Source organism: Lentzea aerocolonigenes (genome assembly GCF_000955955.1).
In the GTDB taxonomy this organism is placed as follows: Bacteria; Actinomycetota; Actinomycetes; order Mycobacteriales; family Pseudonocardiaceae; genus Lentzea; species Lentzea aerocolonigenes_A.
The window spans coordinates 1-16844 of the sequence record NZ_JYJG01000124.1 but is presented as its reverse complement, the minus strand read 5'-3'; the positions used below and the strand labels follow the sequence as shown (position 1 = coordinate 16844).

Below are 16844 nucleotides of genomic sequence, written 5' to 3'. Positions count from 1 at the left end.
CGAGCTGGCGACCGGGGCGATCGGCGCGGTCGTGCTGGTGGACACGCGGCGGCTCGACTCGTCGTTCCCGTCGATCGACTTCTTCGAGCACCGCGGGATCCCGTTCGTCGTCGCGGTGAACTGCTTCGACGGGGCGCAGCCGTACACGGTGGACGAGGTGCGGCACGCCCTGGATCTCGACGACGCGATTCCGGTGATGTTGTGCGATGCGCGGGACCGGGAGTCGTCGAAGGCGGTGCTGGTCGGGCTGATCCAGCACTCGATGAACCGCCTGGAAGCGGCTGTCTAGGCGGTGGCTCTGTCGGCGTCTGCAAGTACCGCCAACTCTTGATCAAATCACCTCTAACTACACCCAACCCGCCCCGGAACCGGCACTCCGGGAGCCGCAGCCCGCGTCGAGGATCCGGCGGCCGCTCACGTCCCCGGCGAGTGCCGGCATCGCGGGCCGCTCTTAGTAGGCGTTGTAGACGTTCGGACCCCCAGGCATGTGATCAACACAAGCACGACCGGCTCAGGCCGCGGGACGGTCCAGCACGCGTTCGACGAGTGCGGTGTCGCAGTGCTCGATCAGCTCCGTGATCTTGCCGTCGGTCATGCGCAGGATGAAGCAGTACATCTGCTCGTACTGCGCGCCGCTCGTCGTCGTGCCGTGGCCGCGCGCTTGGACGACCACGCGGTCTTCGTCGGCCAGCACGAAGTCGGCTTCGCAGCGGTAGGCGGTGAACTGGGCCATCAGCGGCCGCAGCAACCCGCGCAGTGCGACCGGCTTCGGGCCCCAGCTGCCCGACCACGACCAGCCGCCGGGGAACACCCAGCTGAAGTCGTCCGCCATTGCCTCGCTCAGCGCGGTCGTGTTGCCGTGAGCCATCTGGTCGAAGACTTCCCGGATCTGCTTCTTGTTCTCGGCTGCTCCCATGCGGACAACGCTAAGAGCGTCCGAGCTATGCGACAAACGACTGTCTGGCATGTGTGGTATCAGTTTTGAGCATGGGTGAGTTCACGGTGGTCGGGCTGCGGGTCGTGCGGGAGGCTGCCAGGCACGGGTCGTTCTCCACGGCGGCCGAGCGTCTGGGGTACACGCAGTCGGCCGTGTCGCGGCAGATCGCGCTCATGGAGCAGGCGGCGGGGCAGGCGTTGTTCGAACGGCAGGCGCGCGGCGTGCGGCTGACCGAGGCCGGGCACCTGCTCGCCAAACACGCCGAGGCGGTGCTCGGCGAGCTCAGCGCCGCCCAGCAGCACCTGCAGGACCTGAAGGAACGCCCGGCCACGCGGCTGCGGGTCGGCGCGTTCTCCACGGCCATGGCGGTGCTGGTGCCCACGGCGATCGCGGCGGCGGGACCGACGCGGGTGACGATCAGGGAAGGGCTGAGTCCCGGCCTGGTCAAGGCCGTGCAACGCGGACGGCTCGACCTCGCGGTGGTCACGGCAACCCAGGCACCCCAGGCCGAGGACGTCGAGATGACACCACTGCTGGAGGACCCGCTGTTCGTCGCGACCGCGCTCGCGCATCCACTCGCCGGGCAGACCGTCACCGCGACAGAACTCGCGGGCCAGCGGTGGATCGTGGGCAGCGCCGAGCCGGACACCACGTTGCTCGGCGGGTGGGCCGAGCACCCCGACATCGCCTACGTGGCGCGGGACTGGGTCGCGAAGCTCGGCCTGGTCGCGGCGGGCCTGGGCGTCACGGTCGTGCCGGGCCTGGCCGTGCCCGCGCTGCCGCCGTCGATCGCCGTGGCCCGCATCGACCACCCGGGAGCGGTGCGCACCACGGCGGTCGTCAGACGAGCACATCCGGCCGCCGAGACGTTCACCGAGCTGCTCAAGGACGCCGCCGCCGAACTCGTGGTGCGGGTCCGGCGGCGGCTCTGACCTACTTCGCGTAGTTGTGGAACCCGCGGCCCGACTTCTTGCCCAGCAGGCCCGCGTCCACCATGCGCAGCAGCAGCGGCGGCGGTGAGTACAGGGGCTCCTTGAACTCGTCGTACATCGACTCGGCGATGGCCTTCGTGGTGTCGAGGCCGATCAGGTCGGTGAGGCGCAGCGGGCCCATCGGGTGGGCGCAGCCGAGCACCATGCCGTTGTCGATGTCGTCCGCCGACGCGAAGCCGGACTCCAGCATGCGGATCGACGAGAGCAGGTACGGGATCAGCAGCGCGTTGACCACGAAACCGGCGCGGTCCTGCGAGCGGATGACCTCCTTGCCCAGGGTCGCGCGCACGAACGCCTCCGCGCGGACCTGGGTGGTGGCGCCGGTCAGCAGCGACGGCACGATCTCGACCAGCTTCAGGACGGGCACCGGGTTGAAGAAGTGCACGCCGATGACCTGCTCGGGGCGGCCGGTGGCCATGCCCAGCTTCATGATCGGGATGGACGACGTGTTGGACGCGAAGATGGCGTCCTCGTCCTTCACGACCTTGTCGAGCGCGGTGAAGACCTCGGTCTTGATCTGCTCGTTCTCGGCGACCGCCTCGACCACGAACTGCCGGTCGGCGAACTCGCCGATGTCCGTGGTGAACCGGATGCGCCCGATGGCCGCCTCCCGGTCCTCCTCGGTCAGCTTGCCCGACTTCACGCCCCTGGCCAGCGACGACGCGATCCGCGCCTTGGCTGCCTCGGACGCGCTCGCGTTGACCTCGGCGACGATGACGTCGAGGCCGGCGCGGGCGCTCACCTCGGCGATTCCGGAGCCCATGAGGCCGGAACCGACGACTCCCACACGTTGAATGTCACTCACGCGCCCGATCCTGCCACGACCTGGTCGAAACCAGGTCGCGGAGAGCCTCCTGCACCGTGAACGCGTAGTCGCCGGCCGGTTGGTGGCCGAGTGCGGCAGCGGCGGAGGTGTCGAGGACGAACCCGCGGCGCCACGGATGGCGGCCCGCCTCGTCGTGGTCGAGCAGGACCTCGCGCCAGTGGTGGTCGAACGCCCGCGCGATGATCCGGGAGATCTCCAGGCCGTTGGGGGCGTCCGGGTCGGCGGCGTTGAGGACGCGGGTGCCGGGGTGCGCGGCGACGGTCTCGATCAGCGACGCGATGTTGGCCGCGGCGCTCGGGTGGTCGACGCCCTCGCCGCGCGACGCCAGCAGCACGATCTGGTGCCGCGCGAGGATCCGTTCGACGAAGTACCACTCCGCCGGGCGCTTGTTGCCCGGTCCGTGCACTTTGGACGGTCGCAGCACGGTGATCGGCAGACCGCTGTCCAGCAGCACGTGTTCGGCCGCGACCTTGTTGGCGCCGTAACCTTCACGGGTCATGTAGTCGCCATCGCCCGGCGTCATCGTCCGCTGGTCCTCGGTGACCGGACCGGTGAACCGCGGCGGCTCTGGCGAGTTCACGTGCCGGCCCTCGCTGTCGGCGTACACGGCCTTGGCGGAGATCATCACCGTCGAGGAGGCGTTGCGCGCCAACGGGAGCAGGGACCGCGCGTGCTCGGCGGTGTAGCAGAGGCAGTCGACGAGGAGGTCGGCGCCGTCGCCCAACGCCTGCGCCAGAGCACGAGGATCTTCGCGGTCCACCTCGCGGCCGGGCGCGTCGACGGTCCACCCGCTCGCTCGCAGACGGCGGGCGGCGGCACGGCCGATGAGGCCCGTGCCGCCGAGGATCAACGCGCGTGGCATGCGACCGAGACTAGACGGAGTCGAGGTCCCGTTCGATCGCGGCCAGCTCCTCCGGAGTGCCCTGGACCTTGGGGCCCTTGAACCACTTCCGCGCGGACACCAGCCACCAGACGCCGGCGAACCCGAGCACCACCAGCACCGCGATCGGCGTGTAGTTGAACGTCTTCGCCGTCACGGGACTCGCCTGGGGCAGCATGAACAACACGGTGATGAACACGACCCAGGCCACCGCCACGACCCCGATCGGCCTGCTCCACCTGCCCAGGTGCCACGGTCCGCGCTGGAAGTTCTCACCCTGCAACAACCGCAGCAGAGTCGGCAGCACGTAAGCGATGTAGAGCCCGATCACCGCGATCGAGGTGACAGCGGCGTAAGCGGTCGCGTTCCACAGGTACGGCAGGCCGAGCACGAACGCGCCACCCGCGGCGAGCCAGATCGCGTTCGTGGGCGTCCTGGTGCGCTTGTTGATCTTGTGCCAGAACGACGAGGCGGGCAGTGCGCCGTCGCGGGAGAAGGCGTAGATCATGCGCGAGTTCGCGGTCACCGAGGACATGCCGCAGAACAGCTGCGCGCCGATCGCGATGAGCAGCAACAGCTTGCCGCCGGTCACACCCAGGGCGTCGATGAAGATCTGCGCCGGGGGCACGCCGGTCGAGCTCGCGATGGCGCCGTCGTAGTCGCGGATGGCGAACGTGATGCCGACCAGCAGCACCCAGCCCGCGATCAGCGACACGACGATCGACATCACGATGCCGCGCGGACCGCTGCGGGCCGCGTCGTGCGTCTCCTCGGTCATGTGCGCCGAGGCGTCGTAACCCGTGAAGGTGTACTGCGCCAGCAACAATCCGAGCATGCCGACGTAGAACGCGGACGACCAGCCGGTGTTGTTGACGAAGTGCGTGAAGACGAACGAGGCGGACTGGTGCTCCGACGGCAGGAACACCAGCGCGCCGACGATCACGAGCACACCGACGATGTGCCACCACACGCTGATGTCGTTCAGCAGCGCCACGAGCTTGACGCCGAACGTGTTCAGCAGGCCGTGCAGCACGAGCACCACGCCGAAGATCAGGATCGTGTGCGGAGGTGTTGCGGCGTAACCGAACTGGAGATCCAGGAACGCGTTGATGAAGAACGCGGCACCGAAGTCGATGCCCGCCGTCACCGCGACCTGGCCGAGGAAGTTGAACCAGCCGGTGAACCACGACCAGGCGGCGCCGTTGCTCGGTGCGAGCTTCGCCGCCCAGTAGTACAGACCGCCCGCCGTCGGGAAGCTGGAGCAGACCTCCGCCATCGCGAGACCGACGATCAGGGTCATCAGGCCGACGAACGGCCAGCCCCACACGATGAGCGCGGGACCACCGGTGTTCAAGCCGAACCCGTAGAGGGTCAGGCACCCGGACAGGATCGAGATGATCGTGAACGACACGGCGAAGTTGGAGAACCCGGACATGGTCCGGGAGAGCTCCTGGGCGTAGCCGAGCTCGTGCAGCCGTTGCTCGTCGGCCGACCGGGAGGCGGCGGGGGGACTGTCTGCTTCGTGACTCATCGGGGTCCTCCTCATTTGGACTCCGTCCAGTCCTTTAGACGGTGGCTGAGGGTGGCGCTCGCCACCCGGTGGTGTCAAGATGGTGCGGCCAATGGCTCGCAGACATACCTTTGGAGGACCGTCGGGATGCTGACCGTCGAGGAGTTGCGCGCGGCCGTGGACACCGGTGAGATCGACACCGTCCTGGTCGCGATCGTGGACATGCAGGGCCGCCTGCAGGGCAAGCGCTGCGCTGCCCAGTACTTCCTCGACGAGGTTCTCGGCCACTCCGCGGAGGGCTGCAACTACCTGCTCGCCGTCGACGTGGAGATGAACCCGGTCAGCGGCTTCGAGATGTCGAGCTGGGACCGCGGGTACGGCGACTTCGTGATGAAGCCGGATGTCGAAACCCTCCGGCGCGTCCCGTGGCAGGAGGGCACCGCGCTCGTCATGTGCGACCTCGTCTGGGAGAACGGCGACCCGGTCGTCGCCTCGCCGCGGCAGATCCTGCGCAAGCAGCTCGACCGGCTGGCCGCTCTCGGCCTGGAGGCGTACGTCGGCACCGAGCTCGAGTTCATCATCTTCGAAGATTCTTACGAGCAGGCCTTCAACTCCGGTTACCGCGGGCTTACACCCTCCAACCAGTACAACGTCGACTACTCGTTGCTCGGCACCGCGCGCGTCGAGCCGTTGCTGCGGGCCATTCGCAACGGAATGACCGGCGCGGGCATGGTCGTCGAGTCGGCCAAGGGCGAGTGCAACCCGGGCCAGCACGAGATCGCCTTCCGCTACACGACGGCGCTGCGGACGTGCGACCAGCACGCCATCTACAAGAACGGCTCGAAGGAAATCGCGGCACAGCAGGGCAAGTCGCTCACGTTCATGGCGAAGTACAACGAACGTGAGGGCAACTCCTGCCACATCCACCTGTCCGTGCGCTCGAAGGAAGGCGAGCCGGTGTTCGCCGAGGGGCAGGGCATGTCCGAGCTGATGAAGCACTTCCTGGCCGGGCAGCTCGCGGCACTGCGGGAGCTCACCTACTTCCTCGCGCCGAACATCAACTCCTACAAGCGTTTCGTGAAGGGTTCGTTCGCGCCGACCGCCGTCGCGTGGGGCCGCGACAACCGCACGTGCGCGCTGCGGGTCGTCGGCCACGGGCAGTCGCTGCGGTTCGAGAACCGGGTGCCGGGCGGCGATGTGAACCCGTACCTGGCGGTCGCGGCGTTGATCGCGGCCGGCCTGCACGGGGTCGAGCAGAAGCTGGAACTGGAGGACGAGTTCGTCGGCAACGCCTACGCCTCGGACCGCCCGAACGTGCCCACGACGCTGCGGGAAGCGGCGGATCTCTTCGCGGCCAGCGAGATCGCGCAGGAGGCGTTCGGCAAGGAGGTCGTCGACCACTACCTGAACGCGGCGAAGGTCGAGCTGGAGGCCTTCGAGGCGGCGATCACGGACTGGGAGAAGGTGCGCTGCTTTGAGCGCCTCTAAGCCCCTCATCGGCATCAGCACCTACCTGGAACGCACGCGTTTCGGGCTCTGGGACGTGGAAGCGGCGGTGCTCTACCGCGGCTACCTCGACTGCGTGGTGAAGGCGGGCGGCAACCCCGTCATGCTGCCGCCGGTCGGCACCTGGACCGCCGAGACGATCGGGTTCCTGGACGGGCTGGTGATCGCGGGCGGCGCGGACATCGACCCCGCGACCTACGGCGCTGAACCGCACGAGCTGACCGGTGAGCCACGACGTGACCGCGACGACGCGGAGTTCGCGTTGGTCGAGGCCGCGCTGAAGCTGGACCTGCCGGTGCTCGGTGTGTGCCGGGGCATGCAGGTGCTCAACGTGGCGCTGGGCGGCACGCTGCACCAGCACATCGAGGGCCACAACGAGGCGCCGGGCGTGTTCGGGCACACCGACATCACCGTCACCCCGGGCACTCGGTTGCACGAGATCCTGGGCGACCACACAGGAGTCCAGTGCCATCACCACCAGTCGCTGGACCGGATCGCGGACGGGCTTCGCGTCACTGCCCAAGCGCCTGACGGGACGGTCGAGGCCGTCGAACTGGACGGCGCGCGGTTCGTCGTCGGTGTGCAGTCGCACCCCGAGCAGGACATCGAGGACCTGAGGTTGTTCGAGGCGCTTGTAGACGCTGCAAGGAGAAAAGCGTGACCTTCGACGTCATCAACCCGGCTACCGAGAAAGTGGTGCGGTCCGTTCCGCACACGACCCTCGAAGAGACGGACGCGGCGATCGTCCGGGCGCAGCAGGCGTTCGAGAGCTGGCGGAACGTCGCCCCCGGTGATCGCGCCCGGTTGCTGCGCAGGTTCGCGGAGATCGTCGACGCGCACAACGAGGAGCTGGCGCTGCTCGAGGTCGAGAACTCCGGGCACACCATCGGCAACGCCCGGTGGGAGGCCGGCAACGTCCGGGACGTGCTGCAGTACTACTCGGCCGCGCCGGAACGGTTGTTCGGCAAGCAGATCCCGGTTCCGGGCGGGCTGAACGTCACGTTCCACGAGCCGCTCGGCGTCGTCGGCGTGATCGTGCCGTGGAACTTCCCGATGCCGATCGCGGGCTGGGGGTTCGCGCCCGCGCTGGCCGCCGGGAACACGGTCGTGCTGAAGCCCGCCGAGGTCACGCCGCTCACCGCGATCCGCCTGGGCGAGCTCGCGCTGGAGGCGGGCATTCCGGAGGGCGTGTTCCAGGTGCTGCCTGGCAAGGGCAGCGTCGTCGGCAACAGGTTCGTCACGCATCCGTTGGTGCGCAAGGTCGTCTTCACCGGCTCTACCGAGGTCGGCAAGCAGATCATGGCCGGCTGCGCGGACCAGGTGAAGCGGGTGACGCTGGAGCTCGGCGGCAAGTCGGCGAACATCGTCTTCGCGGACTCCGACCTGGAGAAGGCCGCCGCGACGGCGCCGTACGGGGTGTTCGACAACGCCGGGCAGGACTGCTGCGCGCGGTCGCGGATCCTCGTGCAGGCGAGCGTCTACGACCGGTTCATGGAGCTGCTGGAGCCCGCGGTCAAGGGAGTCGTCGTCGGTGAGCCCGGCGACGAGGCGACCGAGATGGGGCCGCTCATCACCGCGTCGCACCTCAGCAAGGTCGCGTCTTACGTGCCAGACGACGCCCCTGTCGCGTTCCGGGGAAGCGCACCGGACGGGCCGGGGTTCTGGTTCCCGCCGACGGTGCTCACGCCACCTGCGGACCACGTGACGGTCTACGAGGAGATCTTCGGACCGGTCGTCGTCGTGCTGCCGTTCCAGGACGAGGCCGACGCGATCCGGATCGCGAACGACTCGGAATACGGGCTTTCTGGTTCGATCTGGACGAACGACGTCGGCCGGGCGATCCGGGTGTCGCGGGCCGTCGAGGCCGGAAACCTGTCTGTGAACTCGCATTCTTCTGTGCGCTACTGGACACCTTTCGGTGGCGTGAAGCAGTCCGGTCTCGGTCGTGAGCTCGGCCCCGATGCGCTCGACTCGTTCACTGAAGTCAAGAACGTCTTCATCGCTACCTGACAGGAGAACATCAGATGGTGCAGCGACTCGAGGGCCGCGTGGCCGTCGTGACGGGTGGCGCTAGCGGCATCGGACTCGCGACCGTGCGCAGGTTTGCGAACGAGGGCGCGAAGGTCGTCGTCGCCGATCTCGACCCCGCGAGCGGCAAGGCGGCCGCGGACGAGGCCGGCGGGCTGTTCGTCCAGGTCGACGTGACCGACGAGGAACAGGTCAAAGCCCTTTTCCAGACCACTGTGGACACTTACGGCAAGCTGGACATCGCGTTCAACAACGCCGGTATTTCCCCGCCCGACGACGACTCGATCCTGACCACGGGCATCGAGGCGTGGGACCGCGTGCAGAAGGTGAACCTCACGTCGGTTTATTTGTGTTGCAAGTACGCCATCCCGCACATGCAGGCCAACGGCAAGGGTTCCATCGTCAACACGGCGTCGTTCGTGGCGACGATGGGCGCGGCGACGTCGCAGATCTCCTACACGGCGTCGAAGGGCGGCGTGCTCGCGATGTCCCGTGAGCTCGGTGTGCAGTTCGCCCGCGAGGGCATCCGCGTGAACGCGCTTTCCCCCGGGCCGGTCAACACGCCGTTGCTGCAGGAGCTGTTCGCGAAGGATCCCGAACGGGCCGCACGCCGTCTCGTGCACGTGCCGCTCGGCCGGTTCGCGGAACCTGAGGAAATCGCCGCCGCGGTCGCGTTCCTGGCGTCCGACGACTCGTCGTTCATGACGGCGTCGAACTTCCTCGTGGACGGCGGCATCGCCGGCGCGTACGTGACACCGCTGTAGATGATGGAACACGCGCAGGAGGCGTTGTTCCGCCCGGTGCGGGCGGGCAACGCCTTCGAGGAGACCGTCGAACGGCTCATGCAGGCCATCCGGCTCGGCGTCGTCGCGCCGGGTGAGCGGCTGCCGTCCGAACGAGACCTGGCCACCCGGCTCGGCGTGAGCCGGGTGACCGTGCGCGAGGCCATCAGGTCGTTGCAGGAGAACAACTACGTCGAGTCGCGGCGGGGCCGGTACGGCGGCACGTTCGTCAACGACGTGATCCCGAAGTCCGCGCCCGGCAAGGAGTTCGGCGACATCCACGACGCGCTCACGCTGCGGAAAGTCCTGGAGACGGGCGCCGCGGAGACGGCAGCCGGCCGGTCGCTGGGCCCTGCCGAACGCCGTGGGTTGCGGGCACGTCTGGAAGAAGCTTCGACGGCGTCACTGGTGGAGTACCGGCGCAAGGACTCGCGGCTGCACCTCGCGATCGCCGAGGCGACCGGGTCCGCGTCCGTGACGGCGGCCGTCGCGGACTCCAGAATGCGTGTGAACGAGCTGCTGGACACGATCCCGCTGCTCGAACCGAACCTCACGCACTCCAACGCCCAGCACGAACGCATCATCGCCTCCATTTTGGACGGAGACCCGGCCGGCGCGAGGCTCGCGATGGCCGAGCACCTGGACGGAACCGCGTCGTTGCTCAGAGGTTTTTTGGTCTGACCGGTCAGACCCCTTGCAACCTGAAAACGTTTACAGGTTCAATTGTCCCGTTGTCATGCGAATTCCGCATGGAACAACTCTTGGCGGGAGGCAATCGGCCCGTTACCGTCCGAATACCTCGGGGACTTGCAGCGCGAGGAGCTGTTGATGCCAGGGTTGCGCAAGGTGTTTCGCGACGCCATGGGCCGGGTGCACTCACTCCGTGTCTTGTCCGCCGCGGGCATGGTGAGTCTCACGAACTTCAAGATGTCCGTGCAGGCGTTGAAAGAGGTCAAGGTCTGGGGGCCGAACGTCACGGCGCTGCGCCGTTCCGTCCGGCTGAATCCGGATGGTGTCGCGGTTGTCGACGAACGCGGTTCGGTGACCTACAGACAACTCGACCGGCGATCGAACGCGATCGCGCAGGGTTTGCGCGCGCTGGGGGTGCAGCACACGCACATCGTCGCGTTGATGTGCCGCAACCACCGCGGAATGGTCGAGTCGCTGCTGGCGTGCGCGAAGCTCGGCGTCCGGGTGTTGCTGGTGAACACCGGATTCGGCGCCCCGGTCGTGCTGGATCTCTTTCAACGTGAACGCGTGTCGCTCGTGATTCACGATGAGGAGTTCACTCCGCTGTTCCACCAGCTGCCGCCGTCGATCCCGCGCTGGCTCGCCTGGTCGCGCGACGGACTGGACCGGCGCACCCCGACACTCGACCAGCTGGTGGCCAAGGCGCCGCGCGGAGAGCTGGAACCGCCGCGCGAGCCCGGTGTCGTCATCCAGCTGACGTCAGGGACAACGGGGGTGCCGAAGGGAACGCCGCGCGAGATCAAGTCGGTGCTCACCGCGTCGGACTTCCTCGACCGCATCCCGATGCACTCCGGCGAGTCGACGTTCATCGCGGCGCCGATCTTCCACTCGGTCGGCTACTCGCACCTGACGCTCGCCATGTCGCTGGGTTCGCGCGCGGTGCTGCAGCGCCGGTTCGACCCGCGCAAGACGCTGTGGTCGGTGCAGGGCCAGCGCTGCACGACGATCGTGCTGGTGCCGACGATGCTGCAACGGATCATGGAACTGGACCGGTCCGTCATCGACTCGTTCGACCTCTCGCACCTGCGCGTGGTGTTCTGCTCCGGCGCCGTGATCCCGACGGACCTCGTGCACCGCACCCAGGCCGTGCTCGGACCGGTGCTCTACAACCTCTACGGCTCCACGGAGGTCGCGGTCGCCACCGTGGCCACCCCGGAGGACCTGGAGGCCGCGCCGTCGAGCGTGGGCATGCCGCCGCACAACTGCATCGTGCGGATCTACGACGAGCACGGCGCGCGGATCACCCGCTCGTTCGTGACGGGCCGGATCTTCGTGCGCGGCTCGCTGACGGTCGACCTCTACACGGACGGCTCGGCGAAGGAGACCATCGACGGTCTGGTCGCGACCGGCGACCTCGGCCACTTCGACCCGAGCGGACGCCTGTACTTCGACGGCCGCCAGGACGACATGATCGTGTCCGGCGGCGAGAACGTGTACCCGGTCGAGGTGGAGAACCTGCTCATGACGCACTACCGGGTGCGCGACGCGGCGGTGCTCGGCGTGCCGGATCCCGAGTACGGGCAACGGTTGCGCGCCTTCGTGGTGCCGGTGGCGGGGGCGCGGATCGACGTGCGGGAGCTGCGCGAGTTCGTGCGCACCCGGTTGGCGCGGCACAAGGTTCCGCGCGAGGTCGTGGTCGTGCCGAAACTGCCGCGCAACGCCACCGGGAAGGTGCTGCGGCGCCAGCTGCTGGCGATCCGCTTGGGACCGCAGGCATAGTGCACAGGATTTAGGGCGGAACGCACGCCACGGCGGAACGAGGGGGTTATTCAGCCGTGGCGCGCGTTCCTGGCGTAAGGGAGCGCGCGACCCACACCGTCGGGGACTCGGGTTCTGCGCGGGCCGCGCGCTCGGCCGGGTTACCGCTCGAAGCGGTCGCCGCGGTCGTTGAACGGACCGCGTTGCTCGAAGCGGTCACCCCCGCGGTCACCGCGATCGGGTCCGCGGTCACCACGCTCGTACATGCGGACGTGACCGGGTCCGCCGTGATCGGCGCGGTTGGCCGCGACCGCTCCCACGATGCCGCCGCCGAGGACGAGCCCCAGCAGGCCCACGGCCACGAGCTGGGTGGCGCGGTGCCCGGCGAACCGCCTCGCGCGGCCGGGCCGGGCGGGGGTGGCGACTGGTGCGGCTGCCGGGGGTGGTTCTGCTGCTGTCGCCGCCGGCTGTTCCGGTGCGGGCTGCTGACCAGGCGTGGCCGGTGCGTCGGCGGGCAGCGGGGTCGTCGCCTGGTCCGGTGCAGGCTGGGCTGCCTGCGGATCGTTCTTCGACGGCTCCTGCGGTGGAGGCGCCTGTCCCTGCTCGCTCATGTCTACAACGATGCGCCGTTCGGCTGATAGCAGCCTGACAGCCGCCTGTTCGTTTCCTGAAGCCCGTTCTGGGTCGAGTTCAGGATGGGCCGCGAGGCGGTGAAGATGTGCCGCTGGTCCGCGTAGGTCGCGCCGAAGAGTTCGGCGTCGAGGTCGCCCGACCACACGAAGTGCAGCGTGGTGCGCGTGCCGTCACGGTCGTCGCGGCGGGCGTAGTGGTCGCGCAGGTCGGCGTAGAGCAGGCGCAGTTCGTCCCGGTTGGACTCGGTCAGGTGGACCGGGCATTCGATGACGAGGTCGTGCATCGGAGCTCCTAACGGCGGGCCGGGCCAACAGCGTGCTCGCCCGGCCCACCCGGACGCATCCGAAAAACCACTTAGAAGCGTCTACGTATGAATCGCGAACGAGGAGTGTGGTTGGACGGTGAACGCGAACCACCCGGACGAGCCAACGGTCGTGCACCCGCCGAAGCCGGACACGTCGCAGTACTGCCCCGATGGCATCGACGTCTGGAAAGACCTGCCGGTCACGGCCTGGTCGGAGTCGTTGATCACCACGTAGCCGCGGCTGCCCCGTCCGAACGCGATCACGTCGTTCCCGTCGTCCCACCAGTTTGTGACGCTCGTGCCGCGCGTTGCGTTCCGGAAGCCGGCCATTCCTTCGAACTGCCGGTGCTCGCACAGCCAGGTTGATCCACAGGAGACGTCCGTGATGCGTCCCGACGAGTCCTGTGGCGGGCCCTGGTCGTTCGACGAGTACGCGTAGCCGGACATCAACGCGGGCGTTCCGTACGGCCACGCGAGCATGAACGTGTTCGCGGTCGTGTACCGGCGTCCATCCCGATAGGACAGGGTCGAACCGTCGCGTTGCGTGTCGTGGTTGTCCACGAACACCACGGCCTGTGACGACGGCAGGTAGCCCCAGCCCTCGCCGTAGTTCTTCAGATACGCGAGCTTCTCGTTGTTGAAGACCCGCTTCAGGTCCCGCGCGTAGCGGAACTCGTGCACATCGCCGTTGCCCGTGTACTCACCAGGCCCGATGGGCTCGCCGGAGCCGTAGATGACCTCCTGCACGATGTACGCCGACCGCGAGAGGCGCGACTTGATGGCCGCGATGTCCGCAGCGGGCATGTGCTTCGAGGCGTCCAGCCGGAACCCGTCGACGCCGAGCGACAGCAGGTCGTTCAGGTACGCGGCGATCTTGTCGCGCACGTAGGTGGTGTCCGTGGCCAGGTCCGCGAGGTTCACGAGCTCGCAGTTCTGGACCTCCCACCGGTCGCCGTAGTTGACGATGTCGTCGTTGCCGTTGCGTCCGCAGTGGTGGAAGTCCCACGACGCGTACGTGCCGGGGTGGTCGTAGTGCGTGTACGGCGACCCGGCCCAGCCCGTGCCACTGCCGCCGGTCGTGTGGTTGATCACCGCGTCGACCAGCACCTTCACGCCCGCGTTGTGGCACGCGGTGACCATCGACGCGAACTCGGCGCGCGTCCCCAGCCGTGACTCGATCTGGTACGAGACCGGCTGGTACTGCGTCCACCACTGGGGGCCGGTCACGTGTTCTTGAGGTGGCGAGACCTGCACGTAGCCGTACGAACTGAGCCGTGGGCATTCGGCGGCGACGGACCGCCAGTTCCACTCGAAGAGCTGAACTATCACGTCTCGGGGGCCTGCAGGAGCCGCCGAGACCACAGGCGCGGAGAGCGCGCCCAGCACCATTGCCAGGACCAACAGTAACCGCATCACTGCACGCTAAGCAGGAAACCGGTTGCCGCGCCAGGTTCGATAGGACCATGGAACTCGTACCGCTCCGCAAGGAGTTCGCCCCGCAGATGCTCGCCGGTGGCCCTCAGAACGACGAGGTCAACCGGTTCACGGGCACGCACGCGACCTTCGCCCTTGAGGACTACGAGGCGTACATCGAGCGCACCCTCAACGACCCGAACCGCTACACCCGCGCCATCACCGAGGACGGCAGGTTCATCGGCGAGGTCGTGCTGACCATCGACGAGCACAACAGGTCGGCCGGTGTGCGGATCGCGTTGTGGGACTGCTTCGGCAAGGGCTACGGCACCATCGCGCTGCAGCACGTCCTCGACCACGCGTTCAAGGAGCGCAACCTGCACCGGGTGGGCCTCGAGGTGTACGAGTTCAACGACCGGGCGATCCACGTCTACAAGAAGCTCGGCTTCCGCGAGGAGGGCCGTCTGCGCGACGCCCTGCTCTGGGACGGCGTCTTCTACGACTCGATCGCCATGTCGGTTTTGAGCACCGATAACATCTGATCCGCAAACCCAATCTTCTATCTAGGAGTCATCGTGTCCGAACCGCGCCCAGCAGTCGCCCAGAACCCGCCTCGCGTGGTGGTTCCGGCTGGGACGACGGCGGGCACGGCGGTGCGCGAGGCCGGTCTTCCCGGCAAGGGCTCCGACGCGATCGTCGTCGTGAAGGACGCCGAGGGCCACCTGCGCGACCTGTCGTGGACCCCGCAGGTCGACGTCGAGGTCGAGGCCGTCGCCGCGGACACCGAGGACGGCCGCAGCGTCATCCGCCACTCCGCCGCGCACGTGCTGGCGCAGGCGGTGCAGCAGCAGTTCCCCGACGCCAAGCTCGGCATCGGCCCGCCCGTGAAGGACGGCTTCTACTACGACTTCCAGGTCGAGAAGCCGTTCACGCCCGAGGACCTGCAGGCGCTGGAGAAGCGCATGAAGCAGATCATCAAGGGCTCGCAGCGGTTCTCGCGTCGCGTGGTCGAGTCGGTGGACGCGGCCAAGGCGGAACTCGCGAAGGAGCCGTTCAAGCTGGAACTCGTCGACATCAAGAGCGACGTCGACACCAGTGAGGTCATGGAGGTCGGCGGCGGCGAGCTGACGATCTACGACAACCTCGACCCGCGCACCGGCGAGCAGGTGTGGGGTGACCTGTGCCGCGGCCCGCACGTGCCGACCACCAAGCACATCCCGGCGTTCAAGCTGACCCGTGTCGCGGCCGCGTACTGGCGGGGCAACGAGAACAACCCGCAGCTGCAGCGCATCTACGGCACCGCGTGGGAGTCGCAGGAGGCGCAGGACGCGTACCTGGAGCGCCTGGCCGAGGCCGAGCGCCGCGACCACCGCAAGCTCGGTGTCGAGCTGGACCTGTTCTCGTTCCCGGACGAGATCGGTTCGGGTCTCGCGGTGTTCCACCCCAAGGGCGGCATCATCCGCAAGGCCATGGAGGACTACTCCCGGCAGCGGCACACCGAGGCCGGCTACGAGTTCGTGTACTCGCCGCACATCACCAAGGGAAATCTGTTCGAGGTCTCCGGTCACCTGGACTGGTACAAGGACGGCATGTACCCGGCGATGCACCTCGACGCCGAGCTCAACGAGGACGGCACCGTTCGCAAGCCGGGCCAGGACTACTACCTGAAGCCGATGAACTGCCCGTTCCACGACCTGATCTTCAAGTCGCGCGGGCGTTCGTACCGCGAGCTGCCGCTGCGCATGTTCGAGTTCGGCTCGGTGTACCGCTACGAGAAGTCCGGCGTGGTGCACGGCCTCACCCGCGTGCGCGGCATGACGCAGGACGACGCGCACATCTTCTGCACCCGCGACCAGATCCGCGACGAGCTGAAGTCGCTGCTCACGTTCGTGCTGGACCTGCTGCGCGACTACGGCCTGGACGACTTCTACCTGGAGCTCTCGACCAAGAACCCCGAGAAGTACGTGGGTGAGGACGCGATCTGGGACGAGGCGACCGAGACGCTCGCGTCGGTGGCCCGCGAGTCCGGTCTGGAGCTCGTGCCGGACCCCGGTGGCGCCGCGTTCTACGGCCCGAAGATCTCGGTGCAGTGCCGCGACGCGCTGGGCCGCACCTGGCAGATGTCGACGATCCAGCTCGACTTCAACCTGCCGGAGCGGTTCGAGCTCGAGTACACCGGGCCCGACGGCTCGCGCGTGCGCCCGGTCATGATCCACCGCGCGCTGTTCGGCTCGGTGGAGCGGTTCTTCGGCGTGCTGACCGAGCACTACGCGGGCGCGTTCCCGGCGTGGCTCGCTCCGGTGCAGGTCGTGGGCATCCCGGTGACCAGCGACAACGCCGATCACCTGTTCGCGGTTCGTGAGGTTCTTCGCAAGAAGGGCATCCGGATCGACATCGACGCGTCCGACGACCGCATGCAGAAGAAGATCCGCAACCACACCATGCAGAAGGTGCCGTTCATGCTCCTGGCCGGCGCCAAGGACGTGGAGGCGAACGCGGTGTCGTTCCGGTTCCGCGACGGCACGCAGATCAACGGCGTGCCGGTCGAACGGGCCGTCGAGCAGATCGTCGACTGGGTGCAGCGT

General features: G+C 67.9%; 17 protein-coding genes. 10 read left to right on the top strand and 7 right to left on the bottom strand.

The genetic code is table 11. From position 1 onward, the window contains the following. The coding region (locus UK23_RS19140) for a GTP-binding protein (RefSeq protein ID WP_045312933.1) at positions 1 to 289 on the top strand (289 nt) is incomplete at its 5' end. A 222-nt stretch (positions 290 to 511) separates the two neighbouring features. Here the strand turns inward: UK23_RS19140 and UK23_RS19135 are convergent. Further along, complete coding sequence (locus UK23_RS19135; protein WP_045312932.1) at positions 512 to 916, bottom strand: nuclear transport factor 2 family protein; 405 nt, start codon at positions 914 to 916, stop codon at positions 512 to 514. A gap of 71 nt (positions 917 to 987) precedes the next feature. On the opposite strand from UK23_RS19135, the gene UK23_RS19130 reads away from it, so the two are divergent. Beyond that, a complete protein-coding gene (locus tag UK23_RS19130; RefSeq protein WP_045312931.1) occupies positions 988 to 1869 on the top strand; it encodes a LysR family transcriptional regulator in 882 nt (293 codons plus the stop codon). Between the two features lies 1 nt (position 1870). Here the strand turns inward: UK23_RS19130 and UK23_RS19125 are convergent, their stop codons facing one another. From UK23_RS19125 to UK23_RS19115, 3 genes are read right to left on the bottom strand one after another with little or no spacing between them, the layout of a single operon-like run. Beyond that, positions 1871 to 2734, bottom strand: a complete 864-nt coding sequence (locus tag UK23_RS19125; protein WP_045312930.1) for a 3-hydroxybutyryl-CoA dehydrogenase — start codon at positions 2732 to 2734, stop codon at positions 1871 to 1873. After that, positions 2727 to 3617 (bottom strand): NAD-dependent epimerase/dehydratase family protein, encoded by an 891-nt coding sequence (locus UK23_RS19120; protein ID WP_045312929.1) that lies wholly within the window; start codon positions 3615 to 3617, stop codon positions 2727 to 2729. Before UK23_RS19120 ends, UK23_RS19125 begins: the two co-directional genes overlap by 8 nt. Before the next feature lie 10 nt (positions 3618 to 3627). After that, the gene (locus tag UK23_RS19115) at positions 3628 to 5166 is read right to left on the bottom strand and encodes an amino acid permease (protein ID WP_045312928.1); all 1539 of its coding nucleotides are present in this window, start codon (positions 5164 to 5166) and stop codon (positions 3628 to 3630) included. Between the two features lie 126 nt (positions 5167 to 5292). Between UK23_RS19115 and UK23_RS19110 the strand changes: the two genes are divergently transcribed. The 6 genes from UK23_RS19110 to UK23_RS19085 all read left to right on the top strand — a co-directional run bounded on the left by UK23_RS19110 (position 5293) and on the right by UK23_RS19085 (position 11930). Then, positions 5293 to 6633: a glutamine synthetase family protein gene (locus UK23_RS19110; protein ID WP_045312927.1), complete on the top strand. Its 1341-nt coding sequence runs from the start codon at positions 5293 to 5295 to the stop codon at positions 6631 to 6633. Continuing rightward, a complete protein-coding gene (locus UK23_RS19105; protein WP_045312926.1) occupies positions 6620 to 7312 on the top strand; it encodes a gamma-glutamyl-gamma-aminobutyrate hydrolase family protein in 693 nt (230 codons plus the stop codon). The genes UK23_RS19110 and UK23_RS19105 overlap by 14 nt, the downstream gene beginning before the upstream one ends. Continuing rightward, entirely contained in the window at positions 7309 to 8661 is a 1353-nt protein-coding gene (locus UK23_RS19100; RefSeq protein WP_045312925.1) for an aldehyde dehydrogenase family protein, read from the top strand. The genes UK23_RS19105 and UK23_RS19100 overlap by 4 nt, the downstream gene beginning before the upstream one ends. A gap of 14 nt (positions 8662 to 8675) precedes the next feature. Next, on the top strand, positions 8676 to 9443 hold the full coding sequence (locus UK23_RS19095) for a 3-oxoacyl-ACP reductase (protein WP_045312924.1): 768 nt from the start codon (positions 8676 to 8678) through the stop codon (positions 9441 to 9443). Beyond that, entirely contained in the window at positions 9444 to 10142 is a 699-nt protein-coding gene (locus tag UK23_RS19090) for a FadR/GntR family transcriptional regulator (RefSeq protein ID WP_419503890.1), read from the top strand. 147 nt (positions 10143 to 10289) lie between these two features. Beyond that, positions 10290 to 11930 (top strand): AMP-binding protein, encoded by a 1641-nt coding sequence (locus UK23_RS19085; protein WP_045312923.1) that lies wholly within the window; start codon positions 10290 to 10292, stop codon positions 11928 to 11930. 140 nt (positions 11931 to 12070) lie between these two features. Here UK23_RS19085 and UK23_RS19080 read toward each other — a convergent pair whose 3' ends face one another. The 3 genes from UK23_RS19080 to UK23_RS19070 form a co-directional block, all read right to left on the bottom strand. After that, a complete protein-coding gene (locus UK23_RS19080; RefSeq protein WP_045312922.1) occupies positions 12071 to 12520 on the bottom strand; it encodes a hypothetical protein in 450 nt (149 codons plus the stop codon). 2 nt (positions 12521 to 12522) lie between these two features. Next, positions 12523 to 12825, bottom strand: a complete 303-nt coding sequence (locus UK23_RS19075) for a hypothetical protein (RefSeq protein ID WP_045312921.1) — start codon at positions 12823 to 12825, stop codon at positions 12523 to 12525. Between the two features lie 81 nt (positions 12826 to 12906). Then, the gene (locus UK23_RS19070; protein WP_045312920.1) at positions 12907 to 14259 is read right to left on the bottom strand and encodes an alpha-amylase; all 1353 of its coding nucleotides are present in this window, start codon (positions 14257 to 14259) and stop codon (positions 12907 to 12909) included. 50 nt (positions 14260 to 14309) lie between these two features. On the opposite strand from UK23_RS19070, the gene UK23_RS19065 reads away from it, so the two are divergent. Continuing rightward, entirely contained in the window at positions 14310 to 14801 is a 492-nt protein-coding gene (locus UK23_RS19065; RefSeq protein ID WP_045312919.1) for a GNAT family N-acetyltransferase, read from the top strand. A 75-nt stretch (positions 14802 to 14876) separates the two neighbouring features. Beyond that, a partial coding sequence (thrS, locus tag UK23_RS19060; protein WP_082114777.1) for a threonine--tRNA ligase occupies positions 14877 to 16844 on the top strand: 1968 nt, incomplete at its 3' end.

Coding starts and splice junctions, on each gene's coding strand:
- UK23_RS19135 (WP_045312932.1), bottom strand. CDS start 916: ATGGGAGCAGCCGAGAACAAGAAGCAGATCCGGGAAGTCTTCGACCAG.
- UK23_RS19130 (WP_045312931.1), top strand. CDS start 988: ATGGGTGAGTTCACGGTGGTCGGGCTGCGGGTCGTGCGGGAGGCTGCC.
- UK23_RS19120 (WP_045312929.1), bottom strand. CDS start 3,617: ATGCCACGCGCGTTGATCCTCGGCGGCACGGGCCTCATCGGCCGTGCC.
- UK23_RS19115 (WP_045312928.1), bottom strand. CDS start 5,166: ATGAGTCACGAAGCAGACAGTCCCCCCGCCGCCTCCCGGTCGGCCGAC.
- UK23_RS19110 (WP_045312927.1), top strand. CDS start 5,293: ATGCTGACCGTCGAGGAGTTGCGCGCGGCCGTGGACACCGGTGAGATC.
- UK23_RS19095 (WP_045312924.1), top strand. CDS start 8,676: ATGGTGCAGCGACTCGAGGGCCGCGTGGCCGTCGTGACGGGTGGCGCT.
- UK23_RS19090 (WP_419503890.1), top strand. CDS start 9,444: ATGATGGAACACGCGCAGGAGGCGTTGTTCCGCCCGGTGCGGGCGGGC.
- UK23_RS19085 (WP_045312923.1), top strand. CDS start 10,290: ATGCCAGGGTTGCGCAAGGTGTTTCGCGACGCCATGGGCCGGGTGCAC.
- UK23_RS19080 (WP_045312922.1), bottom strand. CDS start 12,520: ATGAGCGAGCAGGGACAGGCGCCTCCACCGCAGGAGCCGTCGAAGAAC.
- UK23_RS19075 (WP_045312921.1), bottom strand. CDS start 12,825: ATGCACGACCTCGTCATCGAATGCCCGGTCCACCTGACCGAGTCCAAC.
- UK23_RS19070 (WP_045312920.1), bottom strand. CDS start 14,259: ATGCGGTTACTGTTGGTCCTGGCAATGGTGCTGGGCGCGCTCTCCGCG.
- UK23_RS19065 (WP_045312919.1), top strand. CDS start 14,310: ATGGAACTCGTACCGCTCCGCAAGGAGTTCGCCCCGCAGATGCTCGCC.